General features: G+C 43.7%; 15 protein-coding genes. 8 read left to right on the plus strand and 7 right to left on the minus strand.

Translation table 11 applies throughout. The features are described from left to right. Positions 1 to 22 precede the first annotated feature (22 nt). Together lhgO and FIV01_RS19830 are read left to right on the plus strand one after the other, a co-directional pair. Complete coding sequence (gene lhgO, locus FIV01_RS19825; RefSeq protein WP_152432661.1) at positions 23 to 1,237, plus strand: L-2-hydroxyglutarate oxidase; 1,215 nt, start codon at positions 23 to 25, stop codon at positions 1,235 to 1,237. Between the two features lie 81 nt (positions 1,238 to 1,318). After that, entirely contained in the window at positions 1,319 to 2,149 is an 831-nt protein-coding gene (locus FIV01_RS19830; RefSeq protein ID WP_152432662.1) for a DUF6279 family lipoprotein, read from the plus strand. 28 nt (positions 2,150 to 2,177) lie between these two features. Here FIV01_RS19830 and exaC read toward each other — a convergent pair whose 3' ends face one another. Then, the gene (gene exaC / locus FIV01_RS19835; protein WP_152432663.1) at positions 2,178 to 3,698 is read right to left on the minus strand and encodes an acetaldehyde dehydrogenase ExaC; all 1,521 of its coding nucleotides are present in this window, start codon (positions 3,696 to 3,698) and stop codon (positions 2,178 to 2,180) included. A gap of 229 nt (positions 3,699 to 3,927) precedes the next feature. Here exaC and FIV01_RS19840 point away from each other — a divergent pair, with 229 nt between their 5' ends. Continuing rightward, a complete protein-coding gene (locus tag FIV01_RS19840; protein ID WP_246210499.1) occupies positions 3,928 to 4,923 on the plus strand; it encodes a sigma-54-dependent Fis family transcriptional regulator in 996 nt (331 codons plus the stop codon). Positions 4,924 to 4,931: 8 nt separating this feature from the next. On the opposite strand, the gene FIV01_RS20655 is transcribed toward FIV01_RS19840, so the two are convergent. Then, a complete protein-coding gene (locus tag FIV01_RS20655; RefSeq protein WP_172971885.1) occupies positions 4,932 to 5,078 on the minus strand; it encodes a hypothetical protein in 147 nt (48 codons plus the stop codon). 487 nt (positions 5,079 to 5,565) lie between these two features. Here FIV01_RS20655 and FIV01_RS19845 point away from each other — a divergent pair, with 487 nt between their 5' ends. Then, positions 5,566 to 5,916 carry a hypothetical protein gene (locus FIV01_RS19845; protein WP_152432665.1) on the plus strand — a complete coding sequence of 117 codons (351 nt, stop codon included), beginning with the start codon at positions 5,566 to 5,568 and terminating at the stop codon, positions 5,914 to 5,916. A 140-nt stretch (positions 5,917 to 6,056) separates the two neighbouring features. Here the strand turns inward: FIV01_RS19845 and FIV01_RS19850 are convergent, their stop codons facing one another. Both FIV01_RS19850 and FIV01_RS19855 read right to left on the minus strand, forming a co-directional pair. Beyond that, positions 6,057 to 7,874, minus strand: coding sequence for an immunoglobulin-like domain-containing protein (locus tag FIV01_RS19850; protein ID WP_152432666.1), 1,818 nt, complete (start codon positions 7,872 to 7,874; stop codon positions 6,057 to 6,059). Between the two features lie 287 nt (positions 7,875 to 8,161). Further along, on the minus strand, positions 8,162 to 9,127 hold the full coding sequence (locus FIV01_RS19855) for a peptidoglycan DD-metalloendopeptidase family protein (protein ID WP_152432667.1): 966 nt from the start codon (positions 9,125 to 9,127) through the stop codon (positions 8,162 to 8,164). A gap of 850 nt (positions 9,128 to 9,977) precedes the next feature. Between FIV01_RS19855 and FIV01_RS19860 the strand changes: the two genes are divergently transcribed. From FIV01_RS19860 to FIV01_RS19875, 4 genes are all read left to right on the plus strand, one after another. Next, positions 9,978 to 11,726, plus strand: a complete 1,749-nt coding sequence (locus FIV01_RS19860; protein ID WP_152432668.1) for a hypothetical protein — start codon at positions 9,978 to 9,980, stop codon at positions 11,724 to 11,726. Between the two features lie 69 nt (positions 11,727 to 11,795). Further along, positions 11,796 to 12,935: a beta-propeller domain-containing protein gene (locus FIV01_RS19865; RefSeq protein WP_152432669.1), complete on the plus strand. Its 1,140-nt coding sequence runs from the start codon at positions 11,796 to 11,798 to the stop codon at positions 12,933 to 12,935. Beyond that, a complete protein-coding gene (locus FIV01_RS19870) occupies positions 12,932 to 17,692 on the plus strand; it encodes an OmpA family protein (RefSeq protein ID WP_152432670.1) in 4,761 nt (1,586 codons plus the stop codon). Before FIV01_RS19865 ends, FIV01_RS19870 begins: the two co-directional genes overlap by 4 nt. Before the next feature lie 443 nt (positions 17,693 to 18,135). After that, positions 18,136 to 19,356, plus strand: a complete 1,221-nt coding sequence (locus FIV01_RS19875; RefSeq protein WP_152432671.1) for a methyltransferase domain-containing protein — start codon at positions 18,136 to 18,138, stop codon at positions 19,354 to 19,356. Between the two features lie 65 nt (positions 19,357 to 19,421). Here the strand turns inward: FIV01_RS19875 and FIV01_RS19880 are convergent, their stop codons facing one another. The 3 genes from FIV01_RS19880 to tssH all read right to left on the minus strand — a co-directional run bounded on the left by FIV01_RS19880 (position 19,422) and on the right by tssH (position 24,673). Continuing rightward, positions 19,422 to 20,183 carry a rhodanese-like domain-containing protein gene (locus FIV01_RS19880; protein ID WP_152432672.1) on the minus strand — a complete coding sequence of 254 codons (762 nt, stop codon included), beginning with the start codon at positions 20,181 to 20,183 and terminating at the stop codon, positions 19,422 to 19,424. A 190-nt stretch (positions 20,184 to 20,373) separates the two neighbouring features. Next, on the minus strand, positions 20,374 to 22,032 hold the full coding sequence (locus tag FIV01_RS19885; RefSeq protein ID WP_152432673.1) for a sigma-54-dependent Fis family transcriptional regulator: 1,659 nt from the start codon (positions 22,030 to 22,032) through the stop codon (positions 20,374 to 20,376). Next, positions 22,019 to 24,673 carry a type VI secretion system ATPase TssH gene (gene tssH, locus FIV01_RS19890; RefSeq protein ID WP_152432674.1) on the minus strand — a complete coding sequence of 885 codons (2,655 nt, stop codon included), beginning with the start codon at positions 24,671 to 24,673 and terminating at the stop codon, positions 22,019 to 22,021. Before tssH ends, FIV01_RS19885 begins: the two co-directional genes overlap by 14 nt. Between the last annotated feature and the right edge of the window lie 415 nt (positions 24,674 to 25,088).

Consider the following 25,088-nt stretch of genomic DNA (forward strand, 5'->3'; position numbering starts at 1 on the left):
GTGGTAGTGGGAAACGGGCATCATGCATGATTACATTATCGTTGGTGGCGGTATTATCGGTGCATCAACAGCGTGGCAACTCAAAAAGAAATACCCCAATAAACGCATTTTGTTGCTCGAAAAAGAACAAGACTTTGCACAGCATCAGACGGGGCACAATAGTGGTGTTATACATGCAGGAGTTTATTATCCACCAAATAGCCTAAAGGCAAAGTTTTGTAAGCAAGGTGCAGCAGACACTATCGCGTTTTGTGATCAACACAATATTCCTGTCGAAAATTGCGGCAAGTTGATTGTCGCGACCTCCCAGATCGAGCTTGAAAGAATGCAGGCACTTTTTGAACGCTGCCAACAAAATGGCATTGATGTTGAGCGGCTTGATCAGTACCAACTTAAACTCGCAGAACCTAATATCACAGGCCTTGGCGCTCTTCATGTTAAGCAAACCAGTATTGTTGATTACACTAAGGTGACTCGCGCCATGGTTAAAGACTTTACTGACCTAGGCGGGGAAATTAGCTTATTGACTGAAGTATTATCTGGGCAGGAGTTTGAGCATGAGATCCAGCTGACTTGCATGCGCCAAGGTCAGAGCATGCAATTGAATACTCGGTATTTGATTACTTGCTCTGGCCTAATGGCGGACAGATTGACAGCCATGCTTGGCATAGAAACCAATTTTCAGATCATCCCTTATCGTGGTGAATACTATCAACTGGATGCAGCGCATAACCAGATTGTCAATCACCTTATCTATCCGGTGCCTGATCCAGACTTACCCTTTTTAGGCGTTCACTTGACCAAGATGATTAATGGCAGCGTCACTGTCGGACCTAATGCGGTTCAAGGTTGGAAACGAGAAGGTTACTCTAGAGTGAACTTTAGTGTGCGTGACACGATGCAAATGCTTAGTTACAAGGGCTTCTGGCGAGTGTCCCGTAAACACTATAAAACTGGCTTAGTCGAACTCTATAACTCTTGGTGGAAGCCTGCTTACCTTAAACAAGTCCAGAAATATTGCCCCTCATTATCGCTTAAGGATTTAAAACCGTATCCAGTAGGAATTCGCGCTCAAGCTGTGTTGACAGATGGCACCTTAGTCCATGACTTTTTGTTTGCTGAGAGTATTCGCAGCTTACACGTGTGCAATGCGCCCAGTCCAGCGGCAACTTCCTCAATCCCTATTGGAAGCTATATCTGTCAAAAAGTTGCTGATAAGTTTGAGCCTGGCACTTAATTTGCTCGTATCTGAAAGAGGACATTAATAGCGGCAACGAGGCGGCTATAATACCGTATGACGTAGAGAGAGGGATGGGCGATGAAAAAGTGGGGATTAGTTGTACTGAGCTTACTTCTAACAGGCTGTGGTACTAAGTTTGTTTACAACAATCTCGACTGGCTATTGATAGAATATCTTGATGATTTTGTTGGGTTAACCACAGAACAAGAAGCTTTGATCAGTGATAAACTCGACAGCGTGACCGAGTGGCATAAACAGCAAGAGCTTCCGCGCTATATCCAACATTTAAATCAGCTGATAGCACTTGACCCCAAAAAAGTAACCTTGGCTAACATACAGCGGCAAGAAACCGAACTTAAGGCACATACACAAAGGTTACTTCGTCACATTGCACCAGATATTTCCATATTGGCTAAAAAGCTTTCAGATCAACAAGTAGAAGAACTCATGGACAGTATCAGAGTCCGCCACACTCGCTACAAACGCAAATATCAGAAGCTGTCAGAATCGGAAATTAGAGGAAACTATCAAGAAAGGCTCACCGATAACATACAGGACTGGTTAGGGCCATTAACTTCAGAGCAAAAACAATGGATAGCAGACTGGACCTCTGAGCTTTATGTCACCTCTTATGATTGGATAGACCACCAGACCAAAATGCGTATCGAGATAAACCAGTTACTAAGCAACCGCTCAGACGATAGTTATTTTGATCCTCATTTTGAGCAATTGATGTTTAATCCAACCAGTTTCTACAGCAAAGAGCTGCAGCAGAAAATAGCTCATAATAGGGCTACTGCTCATCAATATTTGGTAAAAATCATCAATTCAATTTCAGACAAGCAAACGGCTCATTATCGCGAAGAGCTGAAGGATTGGCGAGATATCGCGCTTGAAATACAAAAGTAAAAAAGCGCCCGCAGGCGCTTAGAAGAGTTTAGAAAAAGCCCATGGGACTTACATCATAACTTACTAGCAGATTCTTAGTGTTCTGATAATGATCAAGCATCATCTTGTGAGTTTCGCGACCAATGCCTGACTTTTTGTACCCGCCAAATGCGGCATGCGCAGGGTAGGCGTGATAGCAATTGATCCAGATACGACCAGCCTCAATTTTTCTGCCCATGCGATAAGCAAGATTGGTATCACGAGTCCACACACCCGCGCCGAGTCCATATTCAGTATCGTTGGCAATCGCTAAGGCATCTTCTTCATCTTTAAATTTGGTGATAGCAATGACTGGACCAAAAATCTCTTCTTGGAAGACACGCATTTTGTTGTGGCCTGCAAGCAAAGTCGGCTGGATGTAGTAGCCTGAACCAATGTCACCTGATTGTTGAGCGACTTCACCGCCAAACACAACCTCAGCGCCTTCTTGGCGACCAATATCGAGATAGCTCAATATTTTGTCGAATTGCTCTTGGGAAGCTTGAGCGCCAACTTGGGTGTTAGTATCTAGAGGATTACCTTGAACTATGCTCTTCGCTCGCTCAGCCACTTTTTCAACAAACCGGTCGTATATAGACTCATGCACTAGCACACGAGAGGGGCAAGTACAGACTTCACCTTGGTTGAAGAAGGCCAGCAATGTTCCCTCAATACACTTTTCCAAGTATTCATCTTCATGGTCAAAGATATCAGGGAAATAGATATTGGGTGATTTACCACCGAGTTCCACGGTTGAAGGGATCAAGCTGTCTGCCGCACATTTTAGGATGTGTTGTCCGACATCAGTTGAACCAGTAAAGGCGAGTTTAGCGATACGATGACTGGTTGCTAATGCTTGGCCTGCTTCTCTACCGTATCCGTTTACTACGTTGACTACACCTGCTGGAATAAGATCGCCTATCACTTCCATTAAAACTAGAATTGATGTTGGGGTCTGTTCGGCAGGTTTGAGAACCACGCAGCAACCAGCGGCTAGAGCCGGCGCCAGTTTCCAAGCGGCCATCAGCATAGGAAAATTCCACGGAATGATTTGCCCTACCACGCCAACTGGCTCAGGGAAGTGGTAGCTTGCGGTATTAACGTCAAGTTCAGCTGCGCTACCTTCCTGAGCGCGGATGCAGCCGGCAAAATAACGAAAATGATCAACAACCAGTGGTAGGTCTGCAGCTAAGGTCTCGCGGATGGGCTTACCATTTTCCCATGTTTCAGCCACTGCAAGCATTTCTAAATTGTTTTCTATTCGATCAGCAATCTTGAGTAGCACATTGGCACGTTCACTGACACTGGTCGCTGCCCAAGGTGCTTTAGCTTTATGAGCGGCGTCTAGTGCTAGCTCAACATCAAGCTCATTTGAACGGGCGACCTGACAATATGTTTGACCATTAACAGGGGAGATATTGTCGAAGTACTCTCCGGATTGGGGGCTAACCCACTCACCACCGATAAAATTATCATAGTGAGTTTTGAATTTAACAACAGAATCAGCGCTACTGGGTTGTGAATAAATCATAAAAATGTCCTTATTTATTATTCAAATGGAGTGTTAACTCATTATTTGCGATGCAACACAACGCAAATCACAGGCCAAATGCTGCAAGCTTGTTGTCAATCTCGTGTGAAGCTAGAGTAGCTGGGCTCTCAGGAATCTAGACAAAGAAAAACCTGAGTGTAAGCAAGGATGATTTCATTGTTAACTGTGCCAATTTGGAGCAGGTACAATGTTCAATTATGGAACAGTTATGGAACAACAAATATTACAGATGGACTCTTGGCTAGCCTCACCGCCAGCTAAAAAACTCGATATTCTAAACGCTTCACTTGTCCTTCACTATGGCGATCCTGAGGTTGAGCTAGCCTGGCAGCATGCGTCTAAAGTCATGGATTCTGGTATTCATTTACTGGTGTTGGGAGAGACGGGAGTCGGTAAGGGAGAGTTTGTCAAAGCGCTTCATCAGTATAGTTCTCGTCGTCATAAACCTTTAGTGGCAGTCAATTGCGCGGCATTACCCAATGATTTAATCGAATCTGAATTATTTGGTTATGCACCAGGCTCGTTTACAGGTGCGCATCCAAGAGGGTATTGTGGCCGGATAAGACTCGCTGAGAAGGGTATATTATTCCTTGATGAAATCGGTGAGATGTCCATGCAGGCTCAGTGCCGATTACTTTCAGTACTGCAGGATAAAACCATCACTCCACTTGGCTCTGTACGCTCGTACAAAGTGGACATTGAAGTGATAGCGGCCACTCATCAAGACTTAGAGCGGTTAGTAGCTAAAGGGCGTTTTCGCCAAGATCTCTATTATCGCCTCAATGGCATGGCCGTTGAGCTTCCGGTGCTTAGAAACCGTAAAGACAAAGCCGAGTTAATAAAATCTATTCATGAAAAGTATCGCAATCACTCTCAAACCATCTCGCCAGATTTATTTAAGCATCTAATCCATTACTCTTGGCCGGGTAACTTACGTGAGCTGGATAATTTTATTAGAGTGGTAACCGTTATGGCAGATGGAAACCATGTTGTTGATATCACTCATTTGCCGATGCAGTGGAAACGCCGTTTTAGCAAAACGAATGATAGGGAACGTATTAGTACGCAGTTGAAAGCAACCCTCAATAAAACGATCGAAGATGTGTACGTTGCTAATGAAGGTAACATCAGCAAGGTGGCTCGTGAATTAGGAGTAAGCCGTAATACGGTATATCGAAGATTAAAAGCTCAGAAAGTGTTATAACTTCACTATCAAAATGGTGTTTGAAAGCCCCCTCTTTGCTGTGCTTCTTTTACTAGAGCTTGACGCTTTTCTTCGCGCTTTGATGCTCTTAGTGTATCTATATTTTTGTCTTTCTTTGGGTGGGTGACTAACGCAAAGTACTTGTTTGTCATCATATCCTGTCCCTCTAACCATCATTTTATGTTGGAAGCTACCTATTATCTTTAGTTTGCTGCTTTAGATAATTTGCTATGATGAGTGGATAACTGTTCCAATAATCAAAGCTTAGTCTATTTTCATTTTTTAATAATATTGCTAATAAATAATTATATCTATTATTAGTCAATAACTAACATTAGTACATTATAAATTTAATTAGCAAAACTATTTATTATCCATTATTTATACTTTTTATATAAAAATTAGATATTGGTTCATTGAAAATGATATGTATTTTAATAAATGGTTATATTTATTAAAATGTTTAATCTAAGTAATTGTTTTTAAATGATTAATTTATTTAATGTTATATATATTTTTAGTGGTGTTTATTTTTGGAGGAAATGTCAACTACTTAATTATTTGCGCTTGTAATGTATTGCCTAATTAAATACTTTGAATATGCCTGATGGCTTTTTAAACAACATAATTATAGGTAGTAGTATGAAAAAATTAATATTATCAACGTTAGCTTTAACATTATTCGCGTCTAATAGCGCATTAGCAGAAGATAGATATAGCCCAAATGAGCTTCTTTATGGTGGTGTTAGTATTAGTGCCGACGGTGTATTGACTTCTAAAGCGAGCTTTGCCTGTGCCGCACCAACGGATGTTGAGTTTTCTATGAGCGCTGATAATAGTGTTCAATTAGCGATTAAAGATATGCTTATTGATTGCCACATGATCCCTTGGGTTCAAGAGTTTAGCATCGACCTTAAACCACTACTTCAACAGTATGGTTATCACCAAAGCGAGCTAAGCGTCGTAAACAAAATTACTTTTGAACAAGAGTAGTCTTCTATTTTTTAACCCTTATCTTCCATTTTAATGAGAAGTAATTAATCGTAATTAATCAAAGAAGCGATGATTTTATTCCCCGTAAAATATCGCTTCTTTTATTTCAGTTACTAGACTGGTTTAGCGTCCAACCCTAATTAGTTTAGTGTCCAAGGATCGCCATCAGTAGGCACATTGCCTTGTGACCACCATTTAGCACGATAAGTCTGCCCATGATAAGTTACAAGATCGTCGGTCGTGTAGGTCTGTGTTGAGCTCCATTCGTGAATTTGACCATCATCTTCAGCTTGCCATACCGCACTCGTTCCTGGCTCGTCGCCTTGTGTCCACCATTGGGCGGTGTAATTTACGCCATTGTATAACACTTGATCCCCAGTATTATAAATGGCTTCTGGATCCCATGTCCCACTTCCAGTTTCTTCATCAGTGACAGTGATGATGCGATCATTGGTTGTCGTTTCTCCCGCCGCATCGGTGACCTGATAAGTGAGGGTGTATTGCCCAACAATCTCAGTGTTAACCTGTCCTGATACCTGAATGGCAGAATTACTGATGTCGCCATCTTCTGCATCTGTCGCACTCACGCCTTCCATTGGGTCAAAGTCTGAGTTGACCAAGATGGTTTCATTGTTTATGCCGTTTATCACTGGAGCAGTGTTGTATACCGTAACTTGTCTGACCTCTTCCGTGGTGTTGCTGTCTGAATCAGTCACCGAGTAGGTGAGAGGATACGCACCGACTCTGTTAGTATTTACCTCGCCACTGACGACAATATCTCCGGTTAAATCACCATCTTCTGCATCTGTTGCGCTCACGCCTGCCATTTTGTCGTAGCTACTACCAAATGGAGTACGATCATCACCAATACCACTGATAGAAGGTTTGCCATCCGTTGGAGGAGGGGTTTGACCATGAACATAAGGACCATAGTCTTTGACAAACTGCTCATCGTATTGCTGGCCGCCGCTATTGGTTCCCATATCCCAGTTGATTGACCAAGTCATAATGCCGCGCAATGGTTGCCCTTGCTCTCTTAAACTGTCTAAGGACTTGTATATATCATTAGGGTTACTAACGAAGCCACTTCCGGCCGCATCTGGGTTGGCTGGAATGCCAAATACCAGCTTTTCATGTGGGATCTTGGTATAGCCACGAGTACCATTAATAATACTATCGGCAATGTAGTAGATGAATACGTCTTGATCTTTATAATTTTGTGGCACCCAAGTGCCTGAATCGCCTACTTCAGGGACCCAAACGCCATCACCAGCTTGGTTATAGAATTGAGGGTTAATAAAATCATAATAACCATCCAAACCGTTCAAATAAGGGATGTAATCTCCCCTTGCCAGTTGTAAATATGGAAACTCAGGAGCCATGGTGATCATAAAGTTATGTCCTTGGTCCCTGTAGTGATCTTTCACCTGGCGAAGGGCTGCTGGAATGACAGTTTGGTTATCCGCTGCGCTAATTGCAGCTTGCTCTAGGTCAATGTCCAGCCCATCAAATCCGTAGGTATCCACTAGGCGAATTATTTCATCAGCAAGCGCCTGCTCGTCTCCGCTGTGAAGCTCAATATGTGCGTCGGCGCCGCCAAGCGCAAGCTGAACACTTCTTCCTTGAGCATTGAGCTCGGCAATCTGAGCCTTGAACTCTTCCTCAGACAAACCTATATCGGGGTCTAGATGAAAAGTTGGAATGTGACCTGCGGCCGTATCATAGACCTTCATAAAAGATACATTAACCACATTGTATTGCGGATCTACGTCGGCGAGTTCTACACAAGGTGCGTTACCACCTTTATAACCATCACCCTCACACCAGTTATGCCAATATCCAACTAACACATTGCCATCTTGATCGACCAGCTGTTGACCATCACTAGCGATGGCTTGACTACTGCCTAATGAAAATGCAGAGAGAATACTTAACGCTAAAGCTGTTTTCCTGTTCATTCCTTTAACCTCCAATATGCTTATTTTTCAAAGCTAATTAAGTGCTCGGGTTGACGCTACATAATCTTGAGAGGAGAGTAAAATTAGATGACAGAATATTTGGTACCGCTCCAAGTAATTTGATACAAATGCAAATTATATGCTTAAGTATATAGTTTAATTCAATTTAAAAGCCTTTAATTAGGCATTTTATGAATGTTTATTTTTGTTGTCTACATATTAAAGAGGCAAGAATGTTCAAAAAGTTCAGTCTTGCCACTAAAGTATGAATTTATGAGGTTAGGTGATTATTTCGCGATCTGAAGAGCCAGTCGCTGTAAGGCCATTTTTGCGTCGGCAGTTTGAGCGGATATCTGTTCTACGGCTATTTTTTCTGCGAAGGTCCTTTTTTTCTCAAAATCTATCGGCCGACCGTCTTTCCAAAGCTCAAAATGCAGATGTGCACCTGTGGTGCGTCCTGTATTACCGCTAGTTCCTATCTTTTGTCCTTGATTCACATTGTCTCCTCGCTGAACGAAACGTTTGGATAAATGAAGGTAGCGAGTTCTTAAACCATCTGGGTGGAGTATGACAACATAGTTACCGGCTAGTGGATGGTAGCGTGAAACCACCACGCGTCCAGATGAAATACTGACTACAGGCGTGCCAACAGGGACGGCATAATCCGTACCCAGATGAGACGTGACCTTATGAGTAATGGGATGTCGACGAGCAGGGTTAAACGGCGAACTTACTCTAAACCGACGTGACACGGGGGAAAGCAGCAGCTTGTCTTTATAAAAGTGCTCTCCATCAGAGCTAAAAAGAGCCCCTTTGTCGTCGCTGTAAACATAAAACATATGCTGATTGTCTTGATACAAAAAAGCTTCTAACTGATTTTGATCGTCGATCTTAAATGCAAACTTACCTGAGCGAGAAACTGAACGGATAAAATCAAACTTACCTGATGCCAAAGAAGTTAAATAACCTATGGTATCCGGTGAGGCGCCGGATGCCAGAGCAGAACCATAAAAAGAATATTCAACAGAGCCGCTAAAGATGTCAGGTTTTATAGGTGCAGGTAAAGGAGCTAAAGCTTCCTTAGGAGACGGAACGGTTTCTACTGCCATTTCCTTAGATTCAAAATGATCGGTATCGTTTTCTCCAAATGGTATGACTTCGATGATGGCACATAGTGCCAAAGGAATAAGGGTTAAATGCCAAAAAGACAGAAAGTCTTTATAGCTTTTTTGCTGAATAGACGTTGGATACATAGGAATGCTATTTTAATTTTTTGTCAATCATAGAGCTTTAAATTGGGAAATCTAGAGAAAATTTAGGCTTGGTGTATTAGGTAGGGTTATCTAGATTAGTGAGTTTTGATTGGTTTTCCGATTAAAACTCTAACTTTTTATTCAGTCATGTTTCAAAATGAATAACTTCATAGTAAAAAAGTATTTTCTTATAGTGAAAGTGCCTGGCGATGAAAACTGTATTTTGTGGTGAGCCTCCAATGAATGCACATATATAAAAGCGTATCTTGTTGCATCTGTGAAACAGTGACTATGAAGTGAATGCGCGGGTGCTACTTTCAAGCATTACAGTAAGAACCTCAAGATAATGTTTGTTTTGTCTTTTCTTGCATTCAATTATTTGAACTAAGACAACAAAACTTATTGATATTTTCTTTATACCGATATTGATTAATGAGCGAAATGAATATTAAAACGTGCTGTTTACTTACCAACAAGATCAAATACCTAGTAAGACAGTGAAATATACCTGTCAAAGTGAAGTCTGAAGCATAAATTTCGCCACGTTGCATTATTGGCGCCAGTTTGTATAGTAGCGCTGCACCCGAGGGTGCTATCCTGCACAGGTGGTCATGACTATCTGTTTTTAGTATCTGAAAATGTAGTTGATACTTTGACGCGATATTTCATCGCGTCTTTTTTTATCTCGCTGTACGGTATATTTTTCAGAGTTTAGTGGTAATTATGTTAGCTTGATTAGGTTGCAAATATCTCAATTATACGTACAATAGCTGTCGCCAAATCGTAATTAACCCCTTTGGGGTAACTTGTTACCGTAATCAAAAAACATTAATGGTTGCGGAGAACTAAAATGCAATTAACTTGCAAATTTGTTCCGGGAAATACACTTTCTAGGGACGTGTTAGACTATATCCTGTCGCCGGATGAATGCATCGGGCAACTTTCGCGTACGCGCAATCTTCAAGACGTGGTCAGACAGCTTCCCAAGCCTCTGTCTGAAAGTCTTCCTCAGTCGGCGAAAAAAGACATCCACCGATTACTTGCAGCCATTAAACAGCGTCTTGTTCGTGCTGATTGGGTTGCCGTGTCGTCGTTTCCTCGCAAGAGTCCACTTTCAACTACCCAGCTTCAGGCCTACCCTGCGTTAAAGGCGCGAATGGATAAACTTTCCGCTCAGCCAGAAAAGAAAGTGGTGAAAGCCAATTATTCCATGGTAACCGACGATGTACCCTTGGCACGAAATCTGGTTTTTAACCCAGTTGAACCTGCGCCAGACAAAAAAATCGTGGTCGAGTTTGCTGGCCAATGGCCCAGAAATTCGGCCAGCTTGCTACTGACGAAAACAGAAGCCCAGAAAGAAAAAATTAGTTATCCAAAGCCAGATGTTAATGCCAAACACCGTGGCCTTGTCACTTTTAAGGGGCTGGAAGATGAAGCGAAAAATCTGTATTTGTCGATTCCGCTGTTAAACCAATCGCAGCCGATGAATCTCTTGCTGGCAGAAAACCTGATGCCGGTGGACGAAAAGCAAGAGATGCCAGAGTGGGACAATGTATTAGTACCCGTGGTGCCAATGTATTTTAACAATGCCGAAAAATCCGAGCAGGCCGCAGCAAGACATATGCACGGTTATATTTATGTGCTTTGGCAGCAAAAAGTATGGCGAGAATTGCAGATAACAGAGAAAGGTTATTATGCTGATATCGATGTTGAGTACTACCGTGCCACAGAGCCGCAAAGTACTAAGCCTACACGTCACGCCGATATTTGCATCACCGATCCAGAAACAGGCAGCCTATATTCCTATGAGCCTTATCAGATTGTTCAAAATGGAAAAGTGGTATGTGAGGGGATGTTAAACGATGTTGGTGAAGCTCGGGTCTTTAACCTCATTGAAGAAGAAGTTGACGTTATTATAACTGATTTTGACCCACAGGTGGTGGTGACAGTTGCAACAAAACTCAGTCCCTTTAAAGGCGCGAATTCAACACTTCGTGAGGCTTCAGGAAGGCCTATGCCGCATATTTGGCTACCTTATAAAATCTTGGGTGAGGTGCAAAGTGTTTTTGTTTATTACAGCGCCAGCCAGCTTAGTAATCAGCAACTCTCCGCATTGGAATCAGACCCAAGTCAAGCGACAGAAATTACAGACTGGGATAACTATTCTAATGCGCAAAGCTTTAAAACCAAGCAAGGCGTTGCGCGTGCATTAGCGCTGCCCGATATCTCACAAGATCAAGTACTTGACTATGCTGTGATCGCTAGCCAGCTAGAGAAAAATATCGCTGGCGTGTATATCAATGGACCAGTGAGCGCATTAAACTTTGCCTATCCTAGTCATCCTACGTTGGATGAGTCGGACGATTATTTTGAGCTGCGAGAGACCGAAGGGGATTGGTGTCAGCGTACCTATTTAAGAGACTGCCCACGCAATGAACAAGCGGTTCGATATATTCAGTTTTCCGGCTGGCCTGCTGAGGTGAAAAATGTCGACTTAGTTAGAGGCTATCTCGGTCATAGCCGTCATCAACGCGACAATCAAACCGTTATTTTCCGCGATAAAAAGTTGCGTGAGTTATTGGCCTATCAACCCCAATAAGCGGCGACTTGTCGATAAATTACCTGTGGGCAGCGAGCTGCGCGCGTGAAAAACAATAAAGAGAAGACTATGAAAAAGCATTCAATCTTAACCTTGCTTGCGTTGGCTTTGCTGGCAGGGTGCAATGGTCAAGACACAGAGCCTAGCGAGCAGGCCGAAGTGGTCAAAGAGCAAAAGCCGCTTACGGTTGAAGAGAAGACTGCGGCAAAAAATGCCCAGCAATGGGAAGATGGCCGCGTGTACATCACAGAGCATAACTATGTGATTTACGATAAAGACACAGGTAAGCCGCGCCATTTTGTGTTTAAAGCCAAAGAATGGCCGCGAGAAGATCTCAATAATAAAGACTCGTACGATTTGCCGCGTGTGGTGTTTCGCTGGGATAATGCCCGTAATGAAGCAGAAGATCACTATGACCAGCGCGATAAAGTGTGGAGCATTAAAACCGATGGCACCGACCTTCGCTTGGTGGCCGATGAGTTTGTTGGTCGAGTGACTTTAATGCGTATGTCACCCAATAATCGCTATTTAGCGCTGGCCTATTCCGCCGAAGAAGGCATGTTTAAGGTAATAAAAGATCTTAAAACTGGTGAGTATATCGAGCTTGGCCGCTCGCGTGGTTACCCCGAGTTTTTATGGGCCGAAGACAGCAGCTATCTCTACTATGTGGATAAATTTAAAGACTGGAAATACACCCTAAGCAGCGGCGAAAAGCAGCAAGTCGAGACCAAGTTTAATGAATATTCAACCATCTATAATGGCAAGCGTGTGGTGGCCAATGAGTTTGGTGTGGCGGTATATGATGAAGCCAAAGATAAGTTTCTATTTGGGGTTGGAGTTGATCCTGATAAAGATAATCTTCAAGATTACGAATTTCGTAAAAGAAGCATTAGCCCTGCAGGTCGATATGTATGGGCTGAAACCCGTAAACGCCGTTATTTAATTGATGTAGAAAATAAAACGTTTCAATCAGAAGAAATTATTCCGCGAGCTATGGGTAAGCTACGCTATTTTGAGATTCTCGGTAAAGATGCTAACTACATCCGTGAAGGTGCGGCTAGGGCGCTGATGAGTAAGCTATCACAAGATAAGGAACTGATTACCTATCAGAAATGGAAGCAAATTGGTACAGGGCATAGTGCGACGGGATCATCGCTTTATAATGCCTTTGCCAATAATGGCGACTTTGTTAAGGGAGAAACGTTATGAGTCAAGCTTCCTTAACCAATGCTATTCCACTAGATGCTGAGTATTATTTATTTGGCGTTTACTTCACAGCAGAAGTAGATAGTGAAACCAATGAAAAGACTTTTCCAAACTGGCACGCGCAAACGAGCTTAATCGATAATCAAGAGATTACCAATGTGCGCCCTTTGGCTCGGGTGCCATTGATTAATATTACCGATAGTGATAAGCCTCAGCTTTGGGCGGCTGGACAGGATTTTACTCTGAGCAAACTCAACAGTGGTCAGCCCGCTGAAGGCGGCGTGTTTGAGGCGCTAAAGCCAGAATCCCCAATTCATACCCTTGGTTCGAGCATTGCCCTTTCTCACGATGATAAAAGTCACATCCAAAAATACACCTTTCGCTTTCCGCCTTTGCCACTGATGGCGTCATTGGCCGATTTAAGCGAAAAAGAACTCAGTGATAAAATTGCTCAGCTTAGTGGCAAACTGGAAAATAGCCAAGCTGAGCTGACCTTAACGGACATTAGTCCCGCTCAGCTTGCCCCGCCTTATCAGCCTGATGCCAGCGGCCAACTAACGCCGGACCAGCAAACCTATAATGACTGGCATCAAAAGGTCAGCGAGGCCAAAAAGCCGATTCAAGGCTTTGTTGTACCTGTGGTGGCCAGCTGTGCTGTAGTGTTTTCTGACAAAGGGTATGTAGATGCAACAGTGAGTTTATATAAGTTTCAGGTCACAGAGCAAGACGGCACTGAGGTCGGCGACTATGTACAAGTTGGTGATAGCGTACAAGCCGCTCTGCCTAAAAATATAGATCAAGAGGATGCCCAGCAATACCCATGTGCGTTATTTCATCTTGATCCGGCTGAATTTGAACAAGGCTTATACAGTATTCGTGTAGAGTTTATTCCTAGCAATATGAAAGCTGAAGTACCGGATTTTATTCAACAAGCAAATATTGAAAGTTATGAAGATGGTGCCGATACCATCTTCACCTACGAACTGCGTGAAAAAATCACCTTTTCGCCACAAACGCCATTGGGCCAGTTTGCTATTGTCAGCGGGGATATGATTTCGCTCGAAGAGTCGCTGATGTATCAATACCCGCAGTACTTTAGTGAGATGAAGCACTACCTGACCGGCAACCCTGAAGGTAACGCGGCCACCACCCCAGCGGCCAGAAGCTTAGTACTACTGAAAAACATTCGCGACGCCTCAGCGCAGCTTGGTGCAGGGCTAATGAGTGGCAGTTTGCAACAAACCCTAAACACAGACGGCAGACAAGCGGTATTTAATAATATTTCCAAACTGTATTGGGACGCGGTGAAATCGGATATGCCAGAAGTAATGAAAGCGGCTGGTGAGCTGTATTATGGACTATACAGCACGGCAGACGCGTATCAGCAATTGAAGAATTTGCATAACCCAACGCTGGCGAATCTTGGCTGGAAAGCGCTGTTTACCGCTAAGGTGTTTGATCGCCAAACCGCGCTCGCCACCGCTGTATCGACCGCCATGGAAGCAAGGCTTGGTAATCATAGGGTAGTGGCAGGGCGCGTGGCACAAGCTTGGTTTAGCGGCGGAGCAACGCTGGGTTTAACTGGGGTAGGCACCATCAGTAGCGGCATCGATCTGTACACCAAAGGGAAAGCCGTTTTGGCAATGGCCAAAAAAGCGCAAAAAGCCAAACAGAGCATAGGTGAGGTTGCTTATGACTATCTGGACAAAATTCCAGTTTGGAACACCAGCCGAGAAAGTCAGCAACAAGGTATTGAACAAGCGCTAGAAAAAGCCAGAGCCGACGCGGGCGATGAGATCACCGCGACCATGGTCAATAACGAGCGCGGTGCAGGGATTAAAATTGAGTTTAGCTTTAATTCACGTGAGAGTGAGCTTGAGCAGAACGAACCGGTCTTTCGCCAGTTAGCCACTGCGCTGGCTGAGGTGCTAAAAAGCGAAACCAACTTACGAGTCGAAATTGAAGGCCATGCCTGTCAGGTGGATACCGAAGAAATCAATATGAAGGTCGCAGCGGAGCGGGCTAACTACGCCAAGCAATTGCTCCTCGAATGTTCAGAGGTATTTAAAGACAAGATTTCTTTGGCGGTATTTGGTGAAAGTAAACCCCTCTACATACCGAAAAAAGGCGAAACTGTCGATCGTAATAACCCCAATCTGCGCCAAAACCGCCGAGTGGAGATACGAATGTATTTGCCGTCGCTGGATGTGTTATTTCACCCCAGTCGTTATGGCTCGCAGGCTATGGAACGCTCGCGTCTAGCTCTTGAAACAACCATGACCAATGAAGACAAAGCCGAAGTGGAGCTGCGAATGGCTATTTTCGAAGGCATTGTCGATGTGGCGTCGTACATTCCTGTGATTGCTCCAGTCGCGCGCGGGGTATTACTTGCCAAGGAGAGCGGTAAAGCGCTTATTTCGGCGGTTAAATGTATTGATAATGCCTTTCTGGACTCTTTTTTAACCGAACTCAACCAAAAGCATGATCTGGTGCGTGAGTTAGAGCGCTTATCTAAGATTCATCTTGAGCTGTTGGCGGAGCTTCGTAACACCAATACAAAACTAGAGCAAACCTTCCACAGCTATAAAGACCTCGTCGACTTTTTAGACAGCGAAGAGGCGCAAAAAGAGTTGCTCAAGCGTTACCAGCTTCGAGCGCTCGCCATGAACGGTTTGATCTTATTACTAGCAGATTTAGGTATGCGGGCCAAACATCGCTCAGATGGCAATTTTAAACACTTGGTCGAGCGATACAAAGTCAAGCAGTACATTGAGCAATACATACTCAGTGACCACTGGTCTGTAAACACCATTAAAGGCACGACCTTAGCCGCGGACTGGAAAAACCGCTGTGATGATGAATACTACGCGGACATAGAAAAGAATATGCCCGAAGGCAGCATGTATGCGCCACTGCCAAGGCGAAGAGAGTCGGCAGTCGGTTATTACCCTTACAGTTATATCCCCAAGCAAACCGTGCCCGAAGCAACAGGCGCCTTTAACCGCGTGTTTCCTGTGCAAACCTCGCTTTACGATCATCCGCAAGAATCCATGTTTGATAACTTTGCTAAGTCGTTTAACCCGCAGGTGTATGAGCTTAAACAAGAAGCGATTGGTTTCTGCCGGATTTTGATTCAATCGGCGCGCAAAACGCCACAAGATAAACCCAAGTGGCTGGCTTACCAAGACTGGATTAGCCAAGCTGACAACGAATATGTTGGCCCATATGATAAAGTCAAAGTGCAGATAATACTGAAAAAACAGTATGACTCGCCGCGCACAGTGACAATTGGTTGTGACAGAGTGGATGGGTACAATATCCAAGGCCCAGCGTTTAGCGATTGGATGCTACCGATGAAAGTCAGTGAGTTTAAGCATGACCTAAATGGTGACATCAAAGCCTATTATGCCAAGCAGGGGTTGGATGATGATGGCACACTGATTGCCATCGAACATATTCCTTCGTATCGCTTTGGTGAAGTGATGATCGACGGGTTAAAACCCATTACCTCAAAAGCGAGATTGCTCTTAACCGATACGCTAATTGGTATGGTAGCTTCTGCTGATGCTCGTGGCTACAACGCCAACTATAATTATGGTCAAACCGATTCTTTTACCCGTTATGTTGAGTCCGGTGGTTTTAGAAATATGCGTTATTCTCTGGCAGTCAGGCAAAAAGATGGCAAGAGTGGGTTTCATCTCCCTATTGAGTTTGTCGAAGGCCAAGAGAGCCGTGATGAAGATGAACTTCAGGTCGGTGTGCTAACCGAGACCAAATCAGTGCTGCTCAAAACCAGTGTGGGTGAGCACTATTTACAACTGCGTGAAAAAGACGTCTTAATAGAGAGCTTTACCTTGCGCAGCGAAGAAGGCAATAAGAATACCGTTCCTGTTCTGAGTGGTATTAAGCAGCAGGTAGTGGCGATTGAGACCAAAGCCTCTGGATTGAACTTTTTTAATCAACGTAAATGGTATGACTCGGCTGATAATATTCATCGCGATGGGTTTAGCTGGGGAAATAGGGGTAAACAAGACCCAGCGGCGATTTATATGCTGTTGTTGGGTGAAAACATAGCCAAAGACATTCCAAAGCTGGATTGGCAATCGGTCAATATGTGTATGCAGTTAGGGCTAGATGGTAATGAAGGCGATATGGCTAAAGGGCCAATTTATTATACCCAAATGCATCATGTTGGTGAGTTCAAACGGGATGCTGGTCATTGGGCCTTTAATGAGGCAGAGCGCGCCGATACACTCAGCGATATGAGCCTAATGCGAGGATTTTTGGACCAAGCGGTGAAAAACCTCAAGACAGACAATGACCTATCTCGCGCTAAGGAGTATGCGGTGTATTGTATGCGCTTTGAGCTTGGCTATATCTCCCCAACGGGGGTTAACCTCAAAGGCCTTAGACCTTTTGGTAAAGTGATTGGTGGAAAATACAATCTTGAGCTGTCGGTAGCGCACCTTAAACAAGTAGGGTTAGCAGGCGGAGAAGACTACGATAAAAACCGAGATTTGGTGATATCTATTCCTTCTTTACGTGGCGATACAGCCTTGGCTGGTAACTACTTTGAGAACATGCCTTGGCTGGTTGAAAAAGAGTCATCTGAGGAAGGTGTAGATAAATCGGCGGCTGAAACATGGAAGAAGTACGACAAAGCCAAACGCAAAAAATGGCTCAAAGATTGGATTGAGAACCAGCCAACTAAAGTACTCGCGCCTTATCCACTGGAAAAATCGCTCGATAATCCAAACTAACCATCCAACTAATTTTAGGGGCTTCGGCCCCTTTTCTAACCCCATTTTAGGTTCGTTGACCTTTTTACTACGCGTCGAAGTACAGCACTAATGTCGAAAAATCATCCAATAAATGGCAGTTATTGACGATATGATTCATATGATTAATCTCCTTTAAGTTGTTTCTTCTCTATTTGTTTAACTCCTCACTTTATGACCGAAACCCTTTTATATCAAATTATTAATTAACTTGTAATTTGTTGAAAAGAAGTGAGTTTCTTAATCTGGAGCATAATAATACCGTGATAAGCCATACTATTTTTTCTCAGGCTACTTCGCGTATTTTCGTCACTGCGCTCTTTTTGGAATCCTTTTGAAATTTATATAGTTAAGCCGTTTTGCAATAGAAATTAATTTTGATAGATGCTCTTCTGTATATCCCGTTTACCCCATATGGTTTGGATATGAATACTGTAAATTTAAATACTGCACACTCGTCTGCTCAGGCTCAATCATCTGTTAACTCTTCTTCAACCAAAATTGAGACAAGAAGCCCTACTTTTATCGGCGACCTGTTAAAACAGCATGTCACTAATATAGGTCGGAATAAGGACTTTATGTATGCGATGACTTATCACTCAGATAATGAGTTCGGGGCGATTCGCCAAGCCGATAAGGCCGACTTAATGACGCGACTAGAGAACATTTGCTCTAATCATCAGGGAAAGATAACAAATAAAAAATTTATTGACTGCATTCATGATTGGTATCTAAGGATTCCGAATGAGTCACGGGTATCATCTGGTGGCGATCCAAATCAACACCTGAGTAATAAAGGGATGGATATCGCCAAGATGATAATCGCAGCCAATCCTAATCTTGGTGGTGACAAAGCATCGCTTAGAATGGTCGATATTGGTGGCAATGACGGTAAGCTGACCCATTTTGTTGCTAAGCACTTAGGTGATTTAACGGGCAAGTCAGTTGAACCTTATGTTCTAGAAGTTCAAACGGAGACATCTTGGGATCAAAACAGTCGATCTGTAGCGCTTCCCGATGCCGGGAAAAACGCGCCCGTTAAAACGATTTATTACAATGGTACAGACATAAATACGGGTTCGGTCTCGGGAGAAAAATCTAAAAACCCTCTAACGGATGGCACCTCTTTTGATGTCGCTATGTATCAGCATTCCTTGCATCATTTTCCTAATTCGGTTGCCCAGCAAAACAGCTTAAAACAGTTATCTGATATGCTTGATAACAGTGGTGTGGTTACGATTTCAGAGCACAATAGCGCGCTCAGCGAACATGAGATTGATCTAATGCATGCGGTCACTGAACTCTATTCGGAAATGGATAACGATCCAAATATATCCAAAGAGAAGCTACTTGATTGTTACAACACCTATATGAACGAGCAAACTCCGTCTGAGTACTTCTCAAAAGAAAAACTGCTCGACATGGCTACAAAAGCTGGTTTTGAAGCTGCGAGCGTAACAAAAGCAAGTGCCACGCCTGATCATGTGTACTCTATTACTTTAACTAAAGGGGAGAAGAGCCTTGGTCATCAATCCGTGGTAGATAGCCTGACGGATAGAAAGACGCTAATGCCAAGTAGGGATAAATTTGAGACTGACTCTAGGGCAATGGTGCTGAAAAGAACGCTCAGCTCAAATAACGTTTAATACTTACACAGAGTGAGAAGGGACCGCTAAGGCAGTGGTCCCTTATTGATTTGAATTAATCACAGTTACTGACTCTTCATGTACCCTTCGACACCGCCTTTCAAAAACTGATAGTTGGTGTAATTTTGTCCATCGAGGATATATTGAAGCCACTGTACTTGTTTTCCCACCGCATCAAATACCATGATCTTGGTGGAAGGTTTCTGCTGTTTTAAAAAGGTCTCAAACCGCTCGACGGGAACGTTACGCACAGGCTTACCTTTGAAAAGTTGTTTTTCCCTCTGGTTTGGGTCTCGCACATCGACAATCACCACATTGGCATCGCCTAACATGGCTTCAAACTCTTTTGGAGCCAAAACGCGCGCGTTGAAGTCTTCTTTACTGATCAACTGTGAGCTGTCTTGCATAACCTTACCCAACAACACACTGTTTGCGGGGTAGTCTGATGCCCAAAGAAAAATACCGGCATCATAGGCAACGACATTACTGACGCCTGCTTTCATTGCTCGCTGTGCCGCTTTGTACGACTTTTTGCATGTGATGCCGTTACAGTAAAACGCGATGGTTTTGCCATCTTTAGACAAATCTTTAACTTTATTCTCAAAGCCTTTGTTGGCAAGGGTAATATGTTTGGCACCATCTATATGCAGTACATCAAATTCAAGTTTTGAGCGGACATCAACAATGTTGAGTGTGTCCATCGATTGTTTTAAGTCAGCGAGTTCTATGGTCTTCACATCGGAATAGTCGCCTCGATAGGGGAAATCGATACTGAAAGCCGAAAAAGAGACGCAAAAAAGCAATAATGCAGAGAGTCTAGGTAACATGGTACTTATCCTTGTTCATTCTCATGTAAATAGAAGTCTAGCTCCTATTGGTAATATTGCTTATAGTATTTGTTATATAAGAATATTATTGAATTCTTATATAATGATTTAAAGCAAAGACAAACTGTTTATTTGCCGATAGTTGGTAGTCTTTGCTTTAAATAACTTGCTTGATAAAGGGTTAAACTCATTAAGCATTTTGACTGAGCTTACTTGATTCACCTGCGGCGGAAATATCGTATTTTTTCATTTTGTGGCTGAGCGTACTCACAGGCAGAGAAAGCTGCTCTGCGACACGTTTAATTTGCCAATTGGCGGCGTACAGGCAATCGAGAATAACGGTCTTTTCATACTCACTCACCGCCTCTTTCAGCCCTTTTGAATAGTCAGTCGTTTCTTGGCTGGGCTGCTGATTGTGTACGTTGGGTTGTGCCATCTGCACGGGCTTTGATTCTGATAGTACTGGTTCATTGAGCAGACTGGTTTCACCAAGTTCAATGTGAGTGATGGTTTCAAAATCTGACAGCAATAAGGCGCGTTCCACGATATTTTTTAGCTCGCGTACATTACCTGGGTAGGAATATAAGCTTAATTGTTTTTGTACATTCGCACTTAGTCCTGGTGCTTGAGCAAGCCCGAGGTTTGCAGCGCTGTGTTTGACGAAGTGCTCAGCCAGCGGAAGAATATCCGCTTGTCGTTCTCTAAGCGGTGGTAGGGTGATGGGGAACACATTCAGGCGATAGTACAAATCGGCACGAAATTCACCGTTTTTGATCTTCTCCATCAAATGGCAATGCGTAGCGGCGACGACGCGCACATCGACTTCTATCTCTTTACTGGCTCCGACTGGGCGTACTTTACGCTCTTGCAAAACGCGCAGTAATTTAGCTTGAAGCAAAAGTGGCATATCGCCGATTTCGTCAAGAAACAAAGTACCGCCGTGAGCCGCTTCAAAAAGGCCGATTTTGTCTTTATCTGCACCAGTGAAAGCGCCTTTTTTATGACCAAACAACTCAGACTCTAACAGCTGCTCGGGAATAGCGGCACAGTTTTGTACTATCAGGGGCTGGTCTGCACGGTTTGAATTTTGGTGAATGTACTTGGCGATCACCTCTTTACCTGCGCCAGTTTCGCCTCGCAATAGCACATCGACTGGCAGAGCCAACACTTTGTCTAAACGCCTCAGTACCTCAAGCATTTGTTCACTTTCTGCAATGGGGCCTTGATAGTGGCTTTGCTTGCGCCGTTTAAGGTGCTGGTTTTCTCGAACCAACGCCGCATTATCTGCGCTGAGGTCTTTGATCATATGACCATATTCTTCTAGCCATACGGCTTGACGAATGCTGTTTGCTGCCATTTGGCAAAAAGCGGTCAGGGCAGATTCATTGTCGATCACACTGAGGTCGAACAGCGCGAGCAAGCCAATGGTTTTACTGCTGTCGTCAACTAAAGGCCAAGCGAGAAGGTTTGCACTTTTACTGCCCAGCACAAGCTCTGTTTCATAAATGGCTTCACAATCGTAACCGTTGTATTGATATAGCTCATTCAGTAGTACGACCTCGCCATTTTGGATGGCATAGTTAAATGGGTCGGTCGGACTGGTGTGATCAAAGGCTAATGCAGACCATGGATGTGACGAAAGTGGCTTCTCATTGTGATGCACGATACTGGGTATCAGCGCTTGCCCTGTTTGGTCTAGCACATAGATAATGCCGTGTTTAGAGAAGGTCATTTGACGCGCTGCTGTGAGCACCGCGTCGAGAGTTTGTGCCATTTGAGAGCGATCAGCCAAAGACTGGCTGATCGCAAGCAAAGCATTACTCAAATCACTGGAGCTAGCTGAACGCATAAGACAGCGTTCCTTGCTCATCGACGCAAACAGTGATTTGGCTATGCGACTCATCCTTGTCATGAACCAATAGCTGAGTCGAAAGCTGCGGCAGTAATTGACGGTTAATCACCGCATCAATGTTACGTGCGCCGGTTTCGGCTAAGCGGCAGTTACCTAGAACAAATTCGACCAGATTGTCATCGTAGCTTAATGTCAGTTTATGATGACTTTGTAGGCGCTCTGACACTTTGCCAAGTTTATGATGAATGATCTCTGTCATTGCTTCATCAGACAGCGGAATAAAGGGCAGCACCGACATCCGCGCCAGTAGGGCAGGTTTGAAATGCTGATTTAATGTCGGACGAATGGCCTCAGCAATGGTGCTGGCATCAATATCTTTAGATTGTTGTACCAAAGACTCAATTTCGTGTGTCGCTAAGTTGCTGGTCATAATGATGAGTGTGTTCTTAAAGTCGATGGCACGACCTTCCCCATCATTGAGTGTCCCTTTATCAAAAACTTGATAGAAGAGGTTGAGTACTTCAGGGTCAGCTTTTTCGACTTCATCAAGTAAGACGACAGAGTAAGGACGTTGGCGAACGGCCTCTGTGAGCATTCCGCCTTCACCATAACCAACATAACCCGGAGGCGAACCGATAAGCCGAGACACGGTATGTTTCTCTTGAAACTCTGACATGTTTATTGTGGTCATAAAGCGTTCGCCGCCAAACAGCTGATCAGCAATAGCACGCGCCGTCTCGGTTTTACCGACACCGCTTGGCCCAACGAGCAGGAAAACCCCCGTTGGAGCATCTGGATTACCTAAACCTGCTTTGGCGGTTTGAATACCTTCTGCCAGTGCGTCAATGGCATACTCTTGACCTTTGATGTTGCTGGTTAAGCTGTCTTTTAGGTTAAGTGTTGTTTCTGCTTCATCTTGTAGCATTTTACCCATGGGAATGCCTGTCCAATCGGAAATGACATGGCTTATTTCATCAGGGCCTACTTCAAAATGAACCAATGGGTTATTATCGCGAATAGCCTCTAATTGCTCCTGACAGGCAGAAATGGCGATACGTACCGCTTGTTCATCCATTTCAAAATAAGGTGATTCGGCTTGTTCGTCCTCTTGCTCCTCTTCTTCATGACTGACTAATTGATGCAGCCTGCTACGAAGGGCGATCATTTCTTCAATTTGCTGCTGCTCTTGTTGCCATTGACCTTCTTGCACTTCAAGTTCTGCTTGGGTTTGCTCCATTCGCAACTTGAGATCAGGAATGGATGCAAGGCTGTGTTTATCGCCAGTTTGTTGCAGTGCATCGCGCTCAAGTGCTTCAAGCTCGCGGGTCTGCGCGGCAAGTTGCTGCTGAAGTGTTTCAACCGATGCAGGAATGGCGTTCAAGCTAATGTTAACTCGTGCACAAGCGGTGTCGAGCACATCAATGGCTTTGTCGGGCAGTTGTCGGCCTGAAATATAGCGAGCGGAAAGCGCCGCTGCGGCGGTAATGGCATCATCGCGCACGTAAACATTATGAGACTTCTCATAAGCTGGACGAAGACCACGAATAATAAGTGCAGCTTGCTCTGGAGAAGGCTCATCAAGTTTGACGAGTTGGAAGCGACGCGCAAGCGCTGGATCTTTCTCAAAGTACTTTTTGTACTCTGACCATGTGGTTGCGGCAATGGTTTTCACTTCGCCGCGAGCAAGCGCTGGCTTGAGCAAGTTTGCCGCATCACTACCACCAGCTTGATTACCTCCTCCAACGAGCGTATGTGCTTCATCAATAAATAAAATGATAGGGGTAGGAGAGTTCTTTACTTCGTCCAATACCGCATTAAGGCGTTTTTCAAATTCTCCTTTGACACTTGCTCCGGCTTGAAGCAGTCCCATATCTAAACCATACAGCTCGACACCTTTTAAGTTATCGGGCACTTCACCTTGAACGATTTTAAGCGCAAGTCCTTCAACAACAGCAGTTTTACCTACACCTGGCTCACCGACTGCGATAGGGTTGTTTTTACGCCTTCTTGCTAAAATATCAACAATCTGACGGATTTCTTGATCGCGGCAAAATACAGGATCAATCTCTCCTTTACGCGCTTTCCCCGTAAAGTCAGTGGTGAATTTACTCAGGGCTGAACCTTCTTCACGCGCCTGCGTCTTTTCAGAGTTTGCCACTTGAGCTTCAAGAGACTGACTGGTGAGGTCGGCAAAATTTCGTTTTAGGCTATCTTGATTGACACTCTCTAGTAACGCAGCGTAAGCGTGCTGACCATATCTCAGGGGATTACTCACAAGCGTCAATAATAGAGCTCCTGAGCGAATTTGAGATTGGGAAAGATCCAGTGATGAGACTAACCAACTTTCCTGTAGCCATTCGATTAGCAGTGCAGAGAAAACAGGCTTCCCACCATTGCCTTTGGGGCTGGTGTCTAATGTTGAGCGAATTGATTGGCGTAGAATGTTTTCCGAGCAGTCAAAATGTGCGAGAAGAACATCAAAGTCACTATTTGGTCTTTCAAGTAAGCTAAGCAAATAGTGCTCAATTTGTACTTCATTGGCCTTTTCGGAAACAGCCAGAGCTGCTGCGTCTTCTAGCGCGACCTTGGCGATAGGATGCAGACGCTGAATTAAGGAAGATAGATTGATGTTTATCATTGTCTTTATCGAGCTTATCAGTTGTTTTGAATTGGCCAGAATTATACTAAATATTATCGAGACGTTTTTTTTACCAGCTATTTTTATTGGTCTTTTGTAGTTATTTTGATGGTGATAATGACTGTATTGAAACCATATTTACTGTGCTTGTTAGACAGTATGATTATTATTTTAGTTAATTTGACTTCAATGCCCGTTAATAACGCTTTTTTTGCATATATGTGAGCCATTGTTTTATCAATTAATATGAGTAACAATTAATTGTAGTTGCTCAACAAAAACTTGTTTAATTTTTCAATTTATTGAAATGTCTTAATTGTAAATAACAGGTAGCATTCAATTAAGTTATTGTTATTATTGGCTTTTAAAAGTTGGCATGGTGTTTGTATTAGTAGTTTGGGTCGCGGTAATAAGC

The organism is Vibrio aquimaris (assembly GCF_009363415.1).
In the GTDB taxonomy this organism is placed as follows: domain Bacteria; phylum Pseudomonadota; class Gammaproteobacteria; order Enterobacterales; family Vibrionaceae; genus Vibrio; species Vibrio aquimaris.

Excerpts from the sequence above, each read along its gene's own strand:
- FIV01_RS19880 (WP_152432672.1), bottom strand. The coding sequence starts at position 20,183 with ATGTTACCTAGACTCTCTGCATTATTGCTTTTTTGCGTCTCTTTTTCG.
- FIV01_RS19850 (WP_152432666.1), bottom strand. The coding sequence starts at position 7,874 with ATGAACAGGAAAACAGCTTTAGCGTTAAGTATTCTCTCTGCATTTTCA.
- FIV01_RS19885 (WP_152432673.1), bottom strand. The coding sequence starts at position 22,032 with ATGCGTTCAGCTAGCTCCAGTGATTTGAGTAATGCTTTGCTTGCGATC.
- FIV01_RS20655 (WP_172971885.1), bottom strand. The coding sequence starts at position 5,078 with ATGATGACAAACAAGTACTTTGCGTTAGTCACCCACCCAAAGAAAGAC.
- FIV01_RS19865 (WP_152432669.1), top strand. The coding sequence starts at position 11,796 with ATGAAAAAGCATTCAATCTTAACCTTGCTTGCGTTGGCTTTGCTGGCA.
- FIV01_RS19830 (WP_152432662.1), top strand. The coding sequence starts at position 1,319 with ATGAAAAAGTGGGGATTAGTTGTACTGAGCTTACTTCTAACAGGCTGT.
- FIV01_RS19870 (WP_152432670.1), top strand. The coding sequence starts at position 12,932 with ATGAGTCAAGCTTCCTTAACCAATGCTATTCCACTAGATGCTGAGTAT.
- FIV01_RS19860 (WP_152432668.1), top strand. The coding sequence starts at position 9,978 with ATGCAATTAACTTGCAAATTTGTTCCGGGAAATACACTTTCTAGGGAC.
- FIV01_RS19855 (WP_152432667.1), bottom strand. The coding sequence starts at position 9,127 with ATGTATCCAACGTCTATTCAGCAAAAAAGCTATAAAGACTTTCTGTCT.
- lhgO (WP_152432661.1), top strand. The coding sequence starts at position 23 with ATGCATGATTACATTATCGTTGGTGGCGGTATTATCGGTGCATCAACA.
- tssH (WP_152432674.1), bottom strand. The coding sequence starts at position 24,673 with ATGATAAACATCAATCTATCTTCCTTAATTCAGCGTCTGCATCCTATC.
- FIV01_RS19845 (WP_152432665.1), top strand. The coding sequence starts at position 5,566 with ATGAAAAAATTAATATTATCAACGTTAGCTTTAACATTATTCGCGTCT.
- exaC (WP_152432663.1), bottom strand. The coding sequence starts at position 3,698 with ATGATTTATTCACAACCCAGTAGCGCTGATTCTGTTGTTAAATTCAAA.
- FIV01_RS19875 (WP_152432671.1), top strand. The coding sequence starts at position 18,136 with ATGAATACTGTAAATTTAAATACTGCACACTCGTCTGCTCAGGCTCAA.
- FIV01_RS19840 (WP_246210499.1), top strand. The coding sequence starts at position 3,928 with ATGGAACAACAAATATTACAGATGGACTCTTGGCTAGCCTCACCGCCA.